Raw genomic sequence first — 15,938 nt, 5'->3', positions numbered from 1 at the left:
AATCCTCACCCCCGAATTTTCACCACACCGGAAAAAATTTCCCATTTTCTCACACTCGGTTAACCCCGTTTTGGATACTTAAATCCCTAAAACGGGGTTGCATGAACCGGTGGGTTCCATTCATTATGGAATGGTGACTTCCCTCCTGTGCATCCTGTTCCTTACGGCAGCGATTGCACCATGGACGATTAAGTGGCTCGGAACCCGCGGGTTCCTCGTTCTCAGCCTCCCTCTGGCAGGTGGCGCTATCTACACCGGTGCCCATCTGGTTCGCTTAGCTCTAGCGAATGCAAACGGGGAAACTTCCGCAATCACGCAACCCGCCGTCACGCATTTTTCGTGGATGCCCATTATCCACTTGGATGTAAACCTGCGATTAGGCCCTATTGAATCGCTCTTCGGCACACTGGTTTTGACCATCGGCTTTCTCGTACTGGTGTATTGCTCCGGATACTTCGTCAATCCGCCGCCCGGAAAACGCCGTCGCATAGGCTCCTTCGCAGCCCAGATGGTTGCCTTCGCCGCGGCTATGTACGGCCTGGTCATCAGCGACAGCATCATGCTGATGTTTGTCTTCTGGGAAATTACCTCGGTTCTTTCCTTCCTCCTGGTGGGCTACTATGCCGAGCGAGCTTCCTCCCGTCGCGCAGCAGGGCAGGCGCTCCTGGTCACGACACTTGGCGGGCTAATCATGCTGGTCGGTATCGTCCTGATGGGAGTGACCACCGGGTTCTGGAACTTCTCCGACCTCACAGCACCTGGCGCGCTGACCACGTCGCAGCTAAACTCCACGGCGGTCTCCACAGCAGCAATCCTGCTGGTCATCGGCGCACTTTCTAAGTCCGCTATCGCGCCCTTCCACTTCTGGCTGCCCGGCGCAATGGCTGCCCCTACCCCGGTTTCTTCCTTCCTGCACTCGGCAGCGATGGTCAAAGCCGGTGTGTTCCTGGTCGCCCGCCTCGCGCCAACTTTCAACGCCACCAGCGCGTGGCAACCAATCATCATCCCGCTCGGCCTTTTGACCATGATCATGGGCGGCTGGATGGCTCTGCGCCAGAAGGATCTCAAGCTGATCATGGCGTATGGCACTGTCAGCCAGTTGGGATTCATCATCACGGTAGCGTCGATAGGCACCCGCGCGACGCTACTGGCCGCCCTGGCGCTGACTCTCGGCCACGCCATGTTCAAGGCCACGCTGTTTATGATCGCGGGAACGATTGACAGGCTGACTGGTACGCGCGATATCCGTAAGCTCTCCGGGCTGGGCAAAAAGTCGCCACAGCTGCTGGTGATTTCGATTCTCGCTGCCGCCTCGATGATGGGTGTGCCGCCGTTCTTCGGCTTTGTCGCGAAGGAAGCGGCGCTGGAGGCCACGCTCAATGCCGAGCCGCTGCACGGAATGCCGTCGGTGTTCACCACCATTGGCCTGGTCGTGGGATCGATTCTGACCGTGGCGTACTCTCTGTACCTACTGCGTGCCGCTTTTGCGACCAAGTCCAGCACGCACGCCAGCGGTGGTGGCACTTCTCCTGCCGTCGCCGAGATGGATTCCCCGACCTGGGATCAGATTGGCCCGGCATGGCTGCTCGCGCTGGCAGGTTTGGTTTTCGGCCTGGTTCCGCGCGTCCTCGACTCGATTATCTCGCCTTACCTCACCAGCGCATTCCCGAATACGGAAGCAGAATCGCACCTGGCTCTCTGGCACGGATTCACCCTTCCGCTGGCGCTGACGGCCACAATTCTGCTCGCGGGTGCCATCATGCATTGGCAGCGTAATCTGGTGCGTCAGCTGCAGTTTGATCAACCGGCTCTCGGTAGTGCCGATGCGCTTTACGACGGAATCCTGGACTTGGCCCGCCGTCTTTCTCTCCGTGTCACTGCTGCGACCCAGCGTGGTTCCCTCCCGTTAAATGAAGCGGTCATTTTGCTGACCCTCATCGTGCTGTCCATCGGTGCGTTGTTGCTCGGCGAGCGCGATGAGCTGCGAATGGAACTGTGGGACTCAGCTCCGCAGGGTGCAGTTGCGCTCATCATGATTATCGCGGCGCTGGCCGCTACCCGGCAGAAGAACAGGCTTTCCGGAGTCATCCTGGTAGGCGTGACCGGCTACGGCTTGGCCATTATCTTCGCCATGTTCGGCGCACCTGACTTAGCTCTGACGCAGCTGCTGGTTGAGACGGTCTCAATGATTATTTTCGTGTTGGTGTTGCGTACGCTCTCCCCGCGGGCACCGGCATCGAACCCGAGGTGGACACGACACCGTGCTTGGTTGGCCATTGCAGTCGGTGTCACGGTTCCCGTGTTGGCCGCCTACGCCATGGGCTCCCGTCGTACTGAGCCAATCTCGGGTGACATTCCGCCGCTGGCGCACGATATTGGACACGGCCAGAATGCAGTCAACGTACTGCTTGTCGACATCCGCGCCTGGGACACCTTCGGTGAAATCACCGTGCTGGTGATGGTGGCTCTGGGGATTACCTCACTGGTCTTCCGCACGCATACCATGCATATGCGTTCAAAGATTAAGCCGCAGCGGAATCGAGCTCGCCGCACCAACCGTTGGTTGAACACTCTCGATGAGTCCGGTGAAGCCGAGCGGTTGCGCTACCCGATCATGGTGCTGGTGGCATCGCGCGTGCTCTTCCCCGCCATGATGGTGGTTTCCTTCTATCTCTTTTTTGCCGGCCATAACGATGTCGGCGGTGGCTTCGCCGGTGGTCTCGTGGCTGCGCTGGCACTGACCATGCGTTATCTCATCGGTGGTCGTCGTGAGTTGGCGGCAACTCTGCCGATTCCTAACGAGATACTTCTCGGCGGCGGTCTGCTGGTGTCGGCACTCAGCGCGTTGTGGCCACTGTTTGTGGGGTGGGCACCGCTAACTTCTACGTATGGCTCGCGGGAAATTCCGCTGCTCGGCGATGTCACTGTTGTCTCCCCCATGCTCTTTGATCTGGGTGTGTACATGATTGTGGTTAGCACGATTGTCTACATCCTGCGCAGTTTGGGCGGTGGCATCGATGCTCAGATAAACCTTCGCGCTGAGCGCGATCGTTCACGTCGTGTGAATCGAGCCGCACTCGGCCAGTCCCGCCAGCTGCGCAGCAAGTTGGCGGCGGCTAAGCCCGCAGGTGTTAAGTCCGCAGGCGCTAACCCCGCAAGCGTTAAACCTGCCGGCACTAAACCCGCAGGCTCTGCCAACACAGCCACCTCAGAGGCCTCAGAAACGACAGCCCCAGCTAGGACCGAAGGAAAGGACACTCACCAGTGATTCTCAATTTTGTTCTGCTAGCTACTGTCGGCACACTGATCGCTACAGGGGTGTACCTGTTCCTCGATCGTTCGTTGACAAGGATGCTCATGGGACTGTTGCTGATGGGCAACGGTATCAACCTGCTCATCCTGCTTGGTTCCGGTTCCCCGGGGCAGCCACCGATTTGGGATAGAGAATCGCTAGTCAGCGATGCCCAGGCCGACTCGCTGCCTCAGGCCTTCATCCTCACCGCGATTGTTATTTCCATGGGCATGACCGCATTCCTGTTGGCTCTGCTCTATCGCCAGCACCGCTACCGCATCGGCGATCACGTGCAAGATGACCACGAGGACCGCAGCCTGGCAATGCGTCGGGCCAGCGACCCATCAGCTGCTCCGGATCACGACAAATCCGACGACCCCACCACCGGTCGACCCACAGAGGCCGGCGATAGCTTCGGTCCGGCCAGTTTCGAAAAGCCCGTGACCCCGCCATCAAACTCCCCAGGAGGTGACGACGATGACGACTGAGCAACTAATTCTCGCACTAATTCCGCTGCCTATCATCGTCCCCGCCGCCACCGCCGCAATTGCTCTGCTGCTGGCGCGTTTCCCCAAAGCACAGCAGGCGATCGCGCTGTTTTCGCTCGGCAGTCTGCTGGGAGTCGCCAGCGCCTTGGTGTATCTCATCTACGCGCACGGCGTCCACACTGTCCAGGTGGGTGGCTGGGACGCACCAATCGGCATCACGCTCGTAGCCGACAACCTCGCAGTGTTGATGATTACCGTCTCTCAGCTGGTCCTCTTTGCCGTGATGTGGTTCGGCATCGGCCAGGGTATTAGCGATGGTGACGAAGATGAGCCGATCTCCGTCTTCGTTCCGACGTACATGCTGCTCAACATGGGCGTCTCAATGGCCTTCTTGGCTGGCGACCTGTTCAATATGTATGTCGGTTTCGAAGTTCTGCTCGTAGCCTCCTACGTGCTGCTCACGCTGGGGGCATCGTCGTCACGCACGCGCGCAGGCGTGTCGTATGTGATGGTCAACATGCTGTCCTCGATGGTGTTCCTGCTGGCGATTGGCCTGGTTTATCAAGCGGTGGGCACGGTGAACTTCGCGCATATTTCTCTGCGTATGGAGGACATCCCCGATGGCACCCGCACCGCGATTTTCGCAGTGCTGCTCGTTGCCTTCGCAGTGAAGGCAGCAGTGTTCCCGCTGTCGGCGTGGTTGCCAGACTCCTACCCCACCGCACCGTCGATGGTTACCGCGGTCTTCGCAGGGCTGCTGACGAAGGTGGGTGTCTACGCGATCATCCGCACGCGCAGTGTCGTTTTCCCAGACGGCAGGCTTGACGACGTCCTGATGTGGGCCGGCCTAGCGACAATGCTCATGGGCATTCTCGGTGCCATGGCCCAAAATGACATCAAACGTCTCTTGTCTTTTACGCTGGTATCCCACATCGGATACATGATCTTCGGTATTGCCGTCGGCAATACGCTGGGACTCGGCGGCGCGATTTTCTACATCGTCCACCACATTCTGGTGCAGACGGCATTGTTCCTGGTGGTCGGGCTTATCGAGCGCCAGGCGGGCTCGTCCTCCCTGCGCAGCCTCGGTAGTCTGGCCAAGACGTCGCCGCTGCTGGCGTTGCTATACCTCGTGCCCGCGCTCAACCTCGGTGGTATCCCGCCGTTCTCAGGCTTCCTGGGCAAGGTCATGCTCATTGAGGCCGGCGCACAGAACGGATCCGCCACCGCATGGATTCTGGTTGCGGGATCTATCATCACCAGCCTGCTGACCCTCTACACCATGATTCTTGTCTGGTCGAAGGCCTTCTGGCGCGACCGTTCCGACGCCCCCGAGGGCGACACCGTGCTTGCGCAGCCAGCCGCGCTCCGGGAAAGGACTCAGATGGTTGCTATCGCAGAGCGTGACGACGTCGGCAAGATGCCACTCGGCATGGTGATGCCGACGGCCCTGCTGGTGATTGCCTCTGTGGGGGTTACCGTTCTGGCCGGGCCACTGTCCAATGTGGCTACCGAAGCGGCAAGCAACGTCGCGAATGTTGATGAGTACCGCGCAGCGGTCCTCGGTATCGACTCGGCCGATGACAAGGGCCTGGAGCAGCTGGAAAACCCAGGCCGCACCAAGAGCCCATGGAAGTCGGATTCAGCGACCGAACGTGCCACCAGCACGCTGGAAGGAGCAGGTGAAAGCTGATGAGTAAAGCGCGCGCCAAGGTGGCTGCAAAGCGACCACCACGTATTTCAATCCTGCTCTTCTTATTCACAGTGATTATTTGGGTCATGCTGTGGGGCGAGGTGACATTTGCCAATGTGCTCTCGGGAATCCTTGTAGCCACGTTGCTGAACCTCGCCATGCCTATCCCGCCAAGCAGCGCACTGGACATCAACTTCGGTGGCATGGTGCGACTGTTCGGTTCTTGGACAATCGACTTCGTGAAGGCCTCTATCAGTGTCGCCTGGCTGGCCATCCGACGAGATGATCCGCCACCGACTGCCATTATCAAGGTCCCCATGCGGACCAATGACGATATTTCGCTCACGACTGCAATGGCACTAATTAATCTGCAGCCGGGCGGCATCATCGTGGACATCGATAAGCGAAAAAAAACGCTGACCATGCATCTTCTCGACGCTTCGTCGACAGGCAAGGTAGCTGAACAAATCAACCAGCTGACCCGAATCGAGCGACGGGTGATTCGCGCGTTTGAGAACCGCGATGTACATGAGCAACCGACTAAGCCAGGCTCTGGCGAAGAGCAGCCGAGCAGTGCGAAAAGCCGCGAGCAAGGCGAAACGAGCAGCGAAAAAGGGGAGAAAGGAGCAGTCGATGAACCCGGAAGTTTTTAACATTCTGCTCGGCGTAGCTGCTGCAGGCTATTTCATTGCGGTGATGATTACCCTCGGGCACATGATCGCAGGACCAAACTCGCTGGACCGCCTGGTGGCCCTGGAGTCCATGACTGCAATGTTGCAGGGCATGCTCGCTGCGTTCATGGCCTGGAGCTTGGACACTTCGGTGGTCTACCCAATGCTCATCATTGCGCTGCTCGGTTTCCTGTCTTCGCTGGCGGTCGCCAAGTTCCGTGTTCCGGATGACGGAAAGCAGCCCGCGAAGGGCTCCCGAAAGGGTGTGGCGAAAGCAGCCGGAAAGGCCGCCACAAAGAAAACCGCACAGAAAGCAGCGCCTAAGGCAACACCGACAGCAGCTCCGAAAACAGTGAAGGGAGAGCCCAAATGATTCTCGTGGCAGACATTATCGCCATCGCACTCATTATCACCGGAATGCTACTGTGCGTTGCAGCGTCCGTGGGATTAATACGCTTCCGCGACACCATCAGTCGCATGCACGCATCCTCCAAGCCACAAACGCTGGGGCTAATTCTGACGCTGTCGGGTTCGCTTTTACACGTCGCCACGCACGCGTCAGCTCACACAACTACTAGTAGTGACTTGGCTCTGTTGACCCTGATTATCCTGTTTGCTCTGGGTACATCGCCAATTGTTAGTAACCGCGTTGGCCACGAGGCGTTCAAGGAGAGGCTCGTCGACGAGGACAGCCTCGCCCGCGATGACAGCCGGGAATAACGAGAGGACACTCCCCGTCAAGATTGGACCCCGACCTGGAGCGGAACCGGGTTCGACCGGGGCCGCCCAGGGGGGGGGCGCCTTTCTTCAGTTAGTGGCTAGGTTTATGCACCCCAAAAGTGCTATAGGCCTAGTCACTAATTTTTGTCTGGGCACACACCGCTTAACGACGGCTAGTCGTCTATCTGCTCGTGGAAATCTGCAGGCGCTATCGGATGCCCGGCGCGCAGTTCCTGCACCGCAAGATCCACGGCGGCTCGCCACGGGGTGTGGCCAATGCGCTCTTCGTTCGCCCGTACGTCGTCCTCGGTAGCCATGGAAGGCAGCGCCCCGGCCGCATCCGCCACAGTGCGCTGACGCTCGTATGCCGCGCCCATTTCCACGATGTTGTTGACGAATTCCAGTTCGGCTCGGCAGCCCAGTTCGTCGGCAAGCGGGGCGAGTTGAACCACAAGCTCACGGAGTTCATCGCGAACCCACCGCTCGTCGGTATCACGATTGACGATGACCAACGCGTCCATGCCGTAGCGGGCGGCGCGCCACTTGTTTTCGGCGATGTGCCAGGACTGTAGCGACGGTAGTTCCTCGCCAGCCTCCCACATGCGGTCGTAGTAAACCGTCAAACAGTGCGTCAATGCCACGATAGCGGCGAGTTCCTGCAGGTTAGAGGTAGCGTCAGCGACACGAATCTCAATGGTGCCGTACTTTGATGCTGGGCGAATGTCCAAGTGCATCGAGCCGGTGTGGTTGATGACGCCGGAGCGGGACTGGTCGTGCATGTAGGACTCCCACTCGGGCCACGAGTAAATCGCCGGCGGCTGACCAGCAGTGGGAAGCTGCTGGTAGAGCAGGCTTCGGTTGGAAGCGTAACCCATGTCCTCGCCGTTCCAGGCCGGTGAGGAGGCAGACAGCGCCAACATGTGCGGCAGCTTCGTTGCCAGGGCCTGAATGATCGGCCAAACGCGTTCGGAGTCCTTAATGCCAACGTGGACGTGGACTCCCCAGATGATCATCTGATTGCCCCACCACTGAGTGCGGTTGATGATTTCGGAGTAGTGCCCCTTAGCGCTGACCTGCTGAGCAGTACCGCGGGCGAACGGATGCGAGCCCGATGACCACACATCCACCCCAACGCGGTCAGCGGCATCGAGAACCTTGTCCAGCTGGCTTTGGAGCTCCGCTACGGCATCGGGCACGTTCATGTGCACACCGGTGACGAGCTCCACTGTGTTGGCGAGGAACTCGCGCTGGAGCCCATGTCCGGGATGCTCCGCATCGATGATGTCGAGCACCTCGGCAGCAGCGGGGGCGGTGTCGCGCGTTCGTCGGTCAACGAACGCCACTTCCCATTCCACTCCCAGAGATGGCTGCGCCGATCCGGAAAATTGCTCAGTCATACCGCTATTTTTTCACACTAGGAGTCGTTTTCCTCAGTTGGCTCCGTCCAGGTGACGGTTTTTGCGCAGGAGGCAAGGTCACCGTTGGAATCGACAAGCGCAACTGTGGTGAAACTGTCTTCATCCACCTTGGACGGAACGTTCCAGACATCTGCATTCCGTTTGTCATCGACGTGCACTTCGCCGATGACACCCAACCCTTCGGTTGCGGGGCTGCCGATGCCACTGCAGCCAGATGCACCGCGTGCCTGCACTGTGTACTTGCCCTTATCCAAGGTAGTGAACTGACCTTTTTCGTCGGAAAGGCCCATCCATCCCTTGGCGCTCATGACCTGTACAGTTGCCAGCATTTTCATTGATCCGTCGTCGTTTGTGCGGATGAAGTTATAGGCGCTGACGCGCTCGGTCAGCTTCGGTGCAGCCGGATCTACGCTCACTGGCGCAGTGCTTGTCGACGCGTCCGCGTTCCCGTCCTTGTCACTGCTGGATTCAACCCCCGAGCAGGAAACCAACAGTGTTGCAGCACAACCCAACGCGGTGGCGACAGCAACGCGACGACGCTTTACGGCGAACATAAAAACCTCACAGATCTCACTGGCTACTAGCAGAATACTAGTACCCCTTTTTCAACCGTGATCTGTTTGAGACTGCAAAATATGCAAAAGCCCCGCGTAAGCCATGAAATGTATGGCTTACGCGGGGCTTGGAAAGCTATGGGGAGGCTTCGTACCACGGCGGCAGGTCTTGACGCTTAGGCCGCAAACCTTAGTGAGAAACCGAAGTCCGGTGGGCCGGGAGTCTAGTGAGCCGGATCAGTTGCGACCACGACGATTCCCGCCGGAGCGTCCCGGAGGCGGTCATCGCGAGGTGCGGCTTCCCAACCGTTGTCGTGCGCAATCTGCTCAGCGGCGGCCTTTTCCTCTTCGTTCCTCGGGTCGAAGTAGACGGTAGTCTTCTCCCACACACCCATCTCCTCTTCAGGAGCGTTACCGGTCTCACCGGCGCCCCAGCCCTGCTCGCCCATCTGCTTGGACAGGTCATCGGCGAGGCCCACGACCTCAGAGTTATTCAGGACACTGACCTTGACAGTCTTGCGGTCAATCTGTGGCGCTTCGTTGGCCTCGTCCTGTGCCGGTGGATTCTCTGAGGGAGGAACCGGCTTGCCTGGCTCATTTGCCGGTGGCGGCGGCGGAACCTCGCCGTCACCGTCTCCAGCAGCACCATCCTTTGCCGGATCACTGCCGTTGGCCGAGTCAGCAGGCGCACCAGAGTCAGCCGGAGCGGATGCCGAGGTGTCATTCTGGCCGGTGTTCTCGGCATCGTCGCCACGTGTGCTGAGTGCGTAGGCACCGTAGGCGACCAGGCACACGCCGATAGCGAGCAGCACGATAGCGAGAACGCGCATGTAGCGGCCATCACCGGCACCGTCGCCGATGTCGCCGTCATCAACACCATCAGCAGCTGCGGAATTGCTAGCAGCAGCCCGAGAGCCAGCACCGGTAGTGGCGGCAGCGGTGGCACCAGCAGCGGTGGCACCAGCAGCGGCTGCGCCAGCGGCGGGAGCCGCAGATTTTGGCGCTGTGTGTTGAGCATCCGACGGCTCGGAGTACGCATGAGCGCCGCCAGCAGCGGGAGCCTCCGCGTAATCGCTGTACTCATCAAAGTCGTCGAAGTCGTCATCGAGTCGATGACGGCCCGGACGCGGCGAATTCTGAGGGTTTAGTTGGTCAGACACATCCCACATCCTATATGTTCTGCCGCCGAACCGTGAAGTGAAACTTGAACCTTATGCGTCTTGGTTATCCCGCACGGCACGCAGCCGATGAACCAACACGGGTTCGGCTGCTTCGGCTGCCGGAGAGTCGAGAAGTCGAGAAAGTACCTGGTGGTAGCGGATTGTGTTGTTTCCAAAGTCCTCGGCAAAGCGACGCCGAATTGCCTCCTGCCGCGCACCGGCCATACGCGGCCCACGGCGGGCAACTTTCAGCCATTCTTTCTCAAAATCCAGCATTTTCTGCGCCAAAACGGGTTCAATGCCGCTGGTATCGCCCGCGAGTCCGAGATGCTCGGATGAGTCAGGCCGCAGCTCGGTCTCAGGTTCGTGGCTGCCGCCTATGGGTTTCTTGCTCACCATTTTCCGCACCCCGCTTTCCTTCTCACTCGCCCTGATTTTCTATTCCGCACGACACTACTTATGCAGATACTTAGTGAAGATACATAGTATGGCCCAGCCACTCAGCCTCACCTATGCCCCACCTACAACTCCCTGGCACAACTCAGACATCACCAGGCGATTTAGAAAAGATGGACGCCGAGTAGAATCATCGACATGACTATCCGTCCCATTGTGATTGCCGGAGACCCCGTTCTCCACACTCCTACCCAGCCGGTAACCGAGGACATCTCCGAGCTGCGTGAGCTCATCGAGGACATGTACGAAACCATGGACCGCGCCCACGGTGTGGGGCTGGCTGCCAACCAGGTGGGCGTCGGCAAGCGTCTATTCGTCTACAACTGCCCCGATGATGACGACGTCTGGCACCGCGGCTGCGTCATCAATCCGGTGCTGACCACCAGTGAAATCCCGAAGACCATGCCTAACGACGACGGTTCCGATGACGAAGGCTGCCTCTCTGTACCCGGCCTGTCCTTCCCCACCAACCGCGCGGAGAAGGCTGTCGTCACCGGCCTGGATGAAAACGGCGAAGAGGTCCGCATCGAGGCCACCGGTTTCCTCGCTCGCTGCATGCAGCACGAGGTCGGCCATCTGGATGGGTTCCTTTACACCGACTGTCTCACGGGCCGCTGGAAGCGCATGGCCAAGAAGGAAATCAAGCGCGCCGGTTGGACCGAGGGCAGCCTGACCTGGATGCCGGGCGTGGATCCAGACCCGTTCGGCCACGAGGATTAGATCGTGGCGGATAGGCAATTGGAGTCGTCGGCAAGCGAAAGTGCAGCACAGAAGCTACCGATTTCCCGCTGGGGCGTCGGTGAAGTGGCGGTGGGACGTCGTGTCATTGTGCGGCGCGCGCTGACCGATGAAGAGGCGCTGACCAGCGGCAAGAAGACTACGGACGTCATTGGGCATGTGCTCAGCATGGATCCGTTCGTCGTGCGTCCGCAGGTTCGTGCTGGCGTGCGTGCCGACGAATCCGTGGCAGCGGTGGACTTTAGCGATAAGCACATTTTGATTGTGAAGGCCCTGCCGGATCATCCGGTGCGCAATTCGGATATTCGCGCCGTGGAAACTGCGACAGCGAAGGCCTTCCCGGGTATCGCGCATGTGGTGGAGTCGGGCTGGCTGCTGCGAGCCGGCGATGGCATTACGGAGCGTTCCAACTCTGCGCTGCCGCTCGAACCCGGAACCAGCACTCAGCCGGTGCCGTTGGAGAAGATTAAGTCGTTTTACGATTCCCACGATTTGCCGGTGCGGATTGCGATTCCGGATAGAATCGCCAAACCGGCACAGGCACTGGTCGCGGGGCCGGAGTGGACGGTCGGGCCGGACATTACGGTTATGACGCGCGCACTCGATGGGGATTTGCCGCCTGCTGAATTGGCAGCTGAATCGGACGGCGCAGCACAGGTGCTTGATGAGCACAGCGCCGAACAGGTGCTTGATGAGCACAGCGTCGAGCTTGCAGACGTGCAGGTGGATATCGCTGATCAACCTGACGACGACTGGCTGGGGCTCTACCATTTCCGTGGTACTACGCTGCCTGAGCATGCGCTGCAGTTCCTGCGCAATGAAATTGATGGCCGCATGTGCTTCGGACGCCTGCAAGTGCCTGACAACAATGCGCCTGAAGGCATACGCACGGTAGCCATTACGCGCGGCACGCTGACCGAATCGGACGACGGCCGTGTATGGCTCGGGTTCTCCGCTGTGGAAGTCGCAGCCGATATGCGCCGCCGAGGACTAGGCACGCTGCTTGGCATTCACATGATGCACTGGGGCGCACAACACGGGGCAGATTCGGCATATCTACAGGTATTGGGCTCAAATGAGGCTGGCATTGCGCTATACCGGACACTCGGTTTTACCGAACACCACCGGCACCGCTATGCGGAGCTGACAGAGGCTTAGGTTTCGGGGCTCACGTTTCGGCCCTGCCCTGCTCGCCCTAATCGCCCTACTTCCCGCGCTTAACCCCTTTAATCCGCTTCAGCTGCTTGCCCTGCTGCTCTTTGCTGCCCATGCGATAGTCCATGCGGCGCTGCCCGCGCTGCAGCTCGCGCGTCTCCGGCTTTTCCACCACACGGGTGTGGACCGAAAGCTCATGGCGACCTCTCCCCAGTGGATCACGTGAGGCAGCCATTGCAATCCAGCCGGCCAGGCCCGCAGAGACAAACCAACCGGCGACCGGAATCATCGACGGCAGAATCCAGGCATTGCGCACAAAACCATCGCGGGCTGAGACTGGCATCCCGTGTGCACCTTCGATTTTCATGCCCATGGCGTGTTTACCCGGCGACCCGTCGAAGATGGAGTCCCCCGCCACGCGGTAGAGGTAAAAACCACCGGGACCGAGGAAGAGGCTGATCAGCATCACCATTACGCCGCTGTCCGATGCCCCCACGATGCTAGTGAGAACTGCAATGGAGGCGATCAATGCAGTGTAGATGACAGAATCCACCAACAGCGCACCACCACGACGTGCCACTGAGCCATTGGCCAGATTGGGGTCAAAGCCGAGGTGTACCGCCATTTGAGCGGTCAGCGGCGCGACTTTGGGATTAGCACTGAGCGCACCGAAGGAAGACGCCCCATAGCTAGCGGGGTACCCGCTTTCATAGCCGACCGGAATGTTTGCTACCGGATATGGCACTTCCTGATACGGCATTGCCGCATCGTACGCCGCATATGCGTCGTGTTCCCGATAAACGTTCCTGCCACTACTACCCAGGTAATCCGTCGGACTGTACTCGCCGCCGTAACGGCGATCGTCCCAGTTAGCCAACCTCGAAACTCCCTTTCCTACCGGGCTTCCGCCCACCTTGTTCGCTTTTGTCCGCTTATTTTGTCACTGCTTTGTTCAACGCATAAGGCCGCCGTTTCGTTCCCCTTTTACAATCGTTGATATGCGAATCTGTGTCTGGAACGTCAATTCGGCTCGAACTCGCCTCGACCGAATGGTGGAAATGCTGCGCCGGAATGACATTGATGTCCTGGCCGTCCAGGAAACCAAGTGCAAGGACGACCAATTCCCCACCGCTGCTTTTGAAGAGCTGGGATACCAAGTCGCCCACCACGGCCTGAATCAGTGGAATGGCGTTGCCATCATCTCCCGCGTCGGCCTTGAGGACATCCAGGCAGAGTTCCCCGGTCAGCCCGGTTTCAACAAGGACCCCGACGCAACTCCCGCATTGGAGGCCCGCCATATCGCCGCTACCTGCGGTGGTGTGCGCGTCCATAGCCTCTACATCCCGAACGGCCGCGACATCACCGACCCGCACTTCGAGTACAAGCTCGAATTTCTGGAGCGGCTCCGTCAGCACATCATCGCCACGCTTGACGACGCCCCGGAGGCCACCTTCATGATGGGCGGCGACTTCAACATTGCCCCGACCGACGGCGATGTCTGGTCAATGGCAGCCTTCGCAGGGAAAACACATGTCACACCGCCTGAACGCGCAGCTTTCTATGCGCTGGAGCAGGCGGGCATGAAGGAAGTGACTCGCCAATTCACCCCAAACCAGTGGACCTACTGGGATTACAAGGCTGGCCGCTTTTTCAAGGATGAGGGCATGCGCATCGACTTCCAGCTCGCCTCCCCCGACCTCGCGGCAAAGGCGTCCGCCGGATTCATCGACATCGAAGAGCGTCAGGGCAAAGGCGCATCCGACCATGCTCCGGTGATTGTGGATTACGAAGTGTAGATAAACGGGCAGAAAAGCGCGTAGGCCTAGTTCCTGCTAGGGGGTGTCGCTGGGGCCGTCGTAAAGCGGAGTCTTTGCTGCCAGCCCCTAAAATCAGGGGCAGAAATGGGCGATAAAGCACCCGCACAACACTTATGAGCCTAACTTTTTGTTCAATCTACAAATTTTCACCACAGAAAGTTATTTCGACGATATAAGGTGTTTAATCAGAACATCAATTCATTACGTCGGGAAGGAAGATCATGACTTCTGCACGCTCCCCTCAGCGCACCACTACCCCGGAGCCAGCGAGCGGCTTCCCCACCGCGGATGACTCGACTGAGTCCGATGAATCCCTGCGCGAAAGCGTGCAGAAGATTTCCATCGGCCTGTATGACTTCCTTGCGTCGACTCGCCGCCTCGGTGAGCGCCCGAATGCCAGGATGGACATTTCCCAGTCGGAAATGGAAGTACTGCACTTTATTTCAACCCACCCGGGCTGCGGCGTATCCGACATTGCACGCCTGCGTTTCCTACGCCCATCCAACGTTTCGGCAACAGTTCGCCGTCTACTCGACAACGGACTGATTGAACGCGAGAACAATGCAAAGGATCGCCGTGCGCAGAACCTCTATGTCTCCAGCGATGGCGAGACGCTGCTGGAGCAACTTATCGACCACTGGGGTGCGCTGGTGTACGAAATTGTGCGGACAATGTCGCAAAAGGACGTTCGTGCGCTAATTAAGGCACTGCCTTCGCTACTGAAGCTGGCGGAGCACTCGGAAAGCTATGTTGAGGAGCACCAGCGCCGCCAGGAGCCGTTCTAAAAGCGCGCCGCCAAGCCCTTCTTACTAGGTACGATGATGCTTATGGCTATTACTTTGAAGAAGGCAAAAGACGTAAAGACCGCTCCGCTCGTGGCCACTGGCCTCATCGGCGGCTGGCTCACCGCTCGCGAAACAGGCATTCGTCCGCTCGGTGGCGTCATCTTGGGTGCCGCCGGCGCATACGCAGCACGCACCTGGAACGCAAAGACCGGCGCCCTGGGAGCCGCTGGCCTAGTGGCCGCCTACCTCGGCGCTTTCGGCCTCTCACACCCGCTGGCTAAGAAGATTGGCGCATGGCCGTCCGTCCTAACCGTCACCGCGCTGGCCGCTGGCGCGGCAGCAGTTGCCGACTCCAAGTAGTCGACGCAGGGAGCGCCGGTAGGTGCGAAGCCGACACCTAGTCAAGGGCCTCCAGCAGTTTCTCGAGGTGCGCGCGCACCCGGGGCCACGATTCCACAAAAGGCGGCAGCAGATCGAGGCTGTCGACGTCGTCAAGCGGAACCCAGCGCAACTCTAGGGACTCCTCGTTCGGATTCGTCTCCAGCTCTTCGGCAGCTAGTGCGTAGACCGTGTGGTATTTCCAGCCGCCGGCGAGCTCGGGGCGATCCGGATCGGCCGGGAAGGGACCGGTGGTGACCTGCGTGTCGAGGATGCGAAGCTGATGCTCCAGCAGCCCAGTTTCCTCAGCCGTTTCACGCAGCGCGGTCGCCTCAGGAGTCTCATGAGAATCACAAGCCCCACCAGGAACACCCCACGTTAGGGGGAACGATGTCCAGTCAGCTCGATGCTGCATAAGCACAGTGCGCTGAGGGCTCACAATCAGCAGCCCTGCAGCTCCGAAGCGTCCCCAGCAGCGCGTACCGCTGGGGCCGGCTGCCCAACCATTTCCATCCTGAAGCATGTCTCCACCCTACGCCAGATACCCTTGTGTTTTCCGTCACAAGCCCGAGCGACTAAGATTTGCAAGGAACTAACGTTGCTCTGAGCGGAG

The 15,938-nt window shown here is 59.3% G+C and carries 17 protein-coding genes; 11 read left to right on the top strand and 6 right to left on the bottom strand.

The genetic code is table 11. The features are described from left to right. Positions 1-130: 130 nt before the first annotated feature. From I6J19_RS04165 to I6J19_RS04140, 6 genes are read left to right on the top strand one after another with little or no spacing between them, the layout of a single operon-like run. On the top strand, positions 131-3,268 hold the full coding sequence (locus I6J19_RS04165; RefSeq protein WP_038629192.1) for a Na+/H+ antiporter subunit A: 3,138 nt from the start codon (positions 131-133) through the stop codon (positions 3,266-3,268). Then, positions 3,265-3,780, top strand: coding sequence for a Na(+)/H(+) antiporter subunit C (locus tag I6J19_RS04160; protein WP_038626682.1), 516 nt, complete (start codon positions 3,265-3,267; stop codon positions 3,778-3,780). Before I6J19_RS04165 ends, I6J19_RS04160 begins: the two co-directional genes overlap by 4 nt. Further along, positions 3,770-5,473 (top strand): Na+/H+ antiporter subunit D, encoded by a 1,704-nt coding sequence (locus I6J19_RS04155; RefSeq protein WP_038626684.1) that lies wholly within the window; start codon positions 3,770-3,772, stop codon positions 5,471-5,473. The genes I6J19_RS04160 and I6J19_RS04155 overlap by 11 nt, the downstream gene beginning before the upstream one ends. Continuing rightward, on the top strand, positions 5,473-6,126 hold the full coding sequence (locus tag I6J19_RS04150; RefSeq protein WP_052155546.1) for a Na+/H+ antiporter subunit E: 654 nt from the start codon (positions 5,473-5,475) through the stop codon (positions 6,124-6,126). Before I6J19_RS04155 ends, I6J19_RS04150 begins: the two co-directional genes overlap by 1 nt. Further along, the gene (locus tag I6J19_RS04145) at positions 6,107-6,517 is read left to right on the top strand and encodes a monovalent cation/H+ antiporter complex subunit F (RefSeq protein WP_038626686.1); all 411 of its coding nucleotides are present in this window, start codon (positions 6,107-6,109) and stop codon (positions 6,515-6,517) included. Before I6J19_RS04150 ends, I6J19_RS04145 begins: the two co-directional genes overlap by 20 nt. Continuing rightward, a complete protein-coding gene (locus tag I6J19_RS04140; protein WP_038626688.1) occupies positions 6,514-6,864 on the top strand; it encodes a monovalent cation/H(+) antiporter subunit G in 351 nt (116 codons plus the stop codon). Before I6J19_RS04145 ends, I6J19_RS04140 begins: the two co-directional genes overlap by 4 nt. Before the next feature lie 173 nt (positions 6,865-7,037). Here I6J19_RS04140 and I6J19_RS04135 read toward each other — a convergent pair whose 3' ends face one another. The 4 genes from I6J19_RS04135 to I6J19_RS04120 all read right to left on the bottom strand — a co-directional run bounded on the left by I6J19_RS04135 (position 7,038) and on the right by I6J19_RS04120 (position 10,395). Further along, entirely contained in the window at positions 7,038-8,261 is a 1,224-nt protein-coding gene (locus I6J19_RS04135) for a glutamate--cysteine ligase (RefSeq protein ID WP_038626690.1), read from the bottom strand. A 17-nt stretch (positions 8,262-8,278) separates the two neighbouring features. Next, entirely contained in the window at positions 8,279-8,836 is a 558-nt protein-coding gene (locus I6J19_RS04130; protein WP_038626693.1) for a hypothetical protein, read from the bottom strand. 224 nt (positions 8,837-9,060) lie between these two features. Continuing rightward, the gene (locus I6J19_RS04125) at positions 9,061-10,005 is read right to left on the bottom strand and encodes a LytR C-terminal domain-containing protein (protein ID WP_222867037.1); all 945 of its coding nucleotides are present in this window, start codon (positions 10,003-10,005) and stop codon (positions 9,061-9,063) included. 42 nt (positions 10,006-10,047) lie between these two features. After that, positions 10,048-10,395 carry a DUF3263 domain-containing protein gene (locus tag I6J19_RS04120; RefSeq protein ID WP_038626695.1) on the bottom strand — a complete coding sequence of 116 codons (348 nt, stop codon included), beginning with the start codon at positions 10,393-10,395 and terminating at the stop codon, positions 10,048-10,050. 195 nt (positions 10,396-10,590) lie between these two features. Between I6J19_RS04120 and I6J19_RS04115 the strand changes: the two genes are divergently transcribed. Both I6J19_RS04115 and I6J19_RS04110 read left to right on the top strand, forming a co-directional pair. Then, positions 10,591-11,172 carry a peptide deformylase gene (locus I6J19_RS04115; RefSeq protein ID WP_038626702.1) on the top strand — a complete coding sequence of 194 codons (582 nt, stop codon included), beginning with the start codon at positions 10,591-10,593 and terminating at the stop codon, positions 11,170-11,172. Positions 11,173-11,175: 3 nt separating this feature from the next. Then, entirely contained in the window at positions 11,176-12,348 is a 1,173-nt protein-coding gene (locus I6J19_RS04110; RefSeq protein WP_052155547.1) for an N-acetylglutamate synthase, CG3035 family, read from the top strand. 46 nt (positions 12,349-12,394) lie between these two features. Here the strand turns inward: I6J19_RS04110 and I6J19_RS04105 are convergent, their stop codons facing one another. Next, complete coding sequence (locus I6J19_RS04105) at positions 12,395-13,222, bottom strand: RDD family protein (RefSeq protein WP_222867038.1); 828 nt, start codon at positions 13,220-13,222, stop codon at positions 12,395-12,397. Positions 13,223-13,343: 121 nt separating this feature from the next. Here I6J19_RS04105 and I6J19_RS04100 point away from each other — a divergent pair, with 121 nt between their 5' ends. From I6J19_RS04100 to I6J19_RS04090, 3 genes are all read left to right on the top strand, one after another. Then, positions 13,344-14,141: an exodeoxyribonuclease III gene (locus I6J19_RS04100; RefSeq protein ID WP_187402507.1), complete on the top strand. Its 798-nt coding sequence runs from the start codon at positions 13,344-13,346 to the stop codon at positions 14,139-14,141. A 242-nt stretch (positions 14,142-14,383) separates the two neighbouring features. Then, a complete protein-coding gene (locus I6J19_RS04095; protein WP_016421518.1) occupies positions 14,384-14,947 on the top strand; it encodes a MarR family winged helix-turn-helix transcriptional regulator in 564 nt (187 codons plus the stop codon). 42 nt (positions 14,948-14,989) lie between these two features. Further along, on the top strand, positions 14,990-15,307 hold the full coding sequence (locus tag I6J19_RS04090; protein WP_172954624.1) for a hypothetical protein: 318 nt from the start codon (positions 14,990-14,992) through the stop codon (positions 15,305-15,307). A gap of 37 nt (positions 15,308-15,344) precedes the next feature. On the opposite strand, the gene I6J19_RS04085 is transcribed toward I6J19_RS04090, so the two are convergent. After that, positions 15,345-15,848, bottom strand: coding sequence for an NUDIX domain-containing protein (locus tag I6J19_RS04085; protein ID WP_038626710.1), 504 nt, complete (start codon positions 15,846-15,848; stop codon positions 15,345-15,347). Positions 15,849-15,938 lie beyond the last annotated feature (90 nt).

The sequence above is a fragment of the Corynebacterium amycolatum genome (genome assembly GCF_016889425.1).
GTDB classification, from domain to species: domain Bacteria; phylum Actinomycetota; class Actinomycetes; order Mycobacteriales; family Mycobacteriaceae; genus Corynebacterium; species Corynebacterium amycolatum.
The sequence above is the reverse complement of the archived record's forward strand: the minus strand, read 5'-3'. Positions and strand labels throughout refer to the sequence as shown.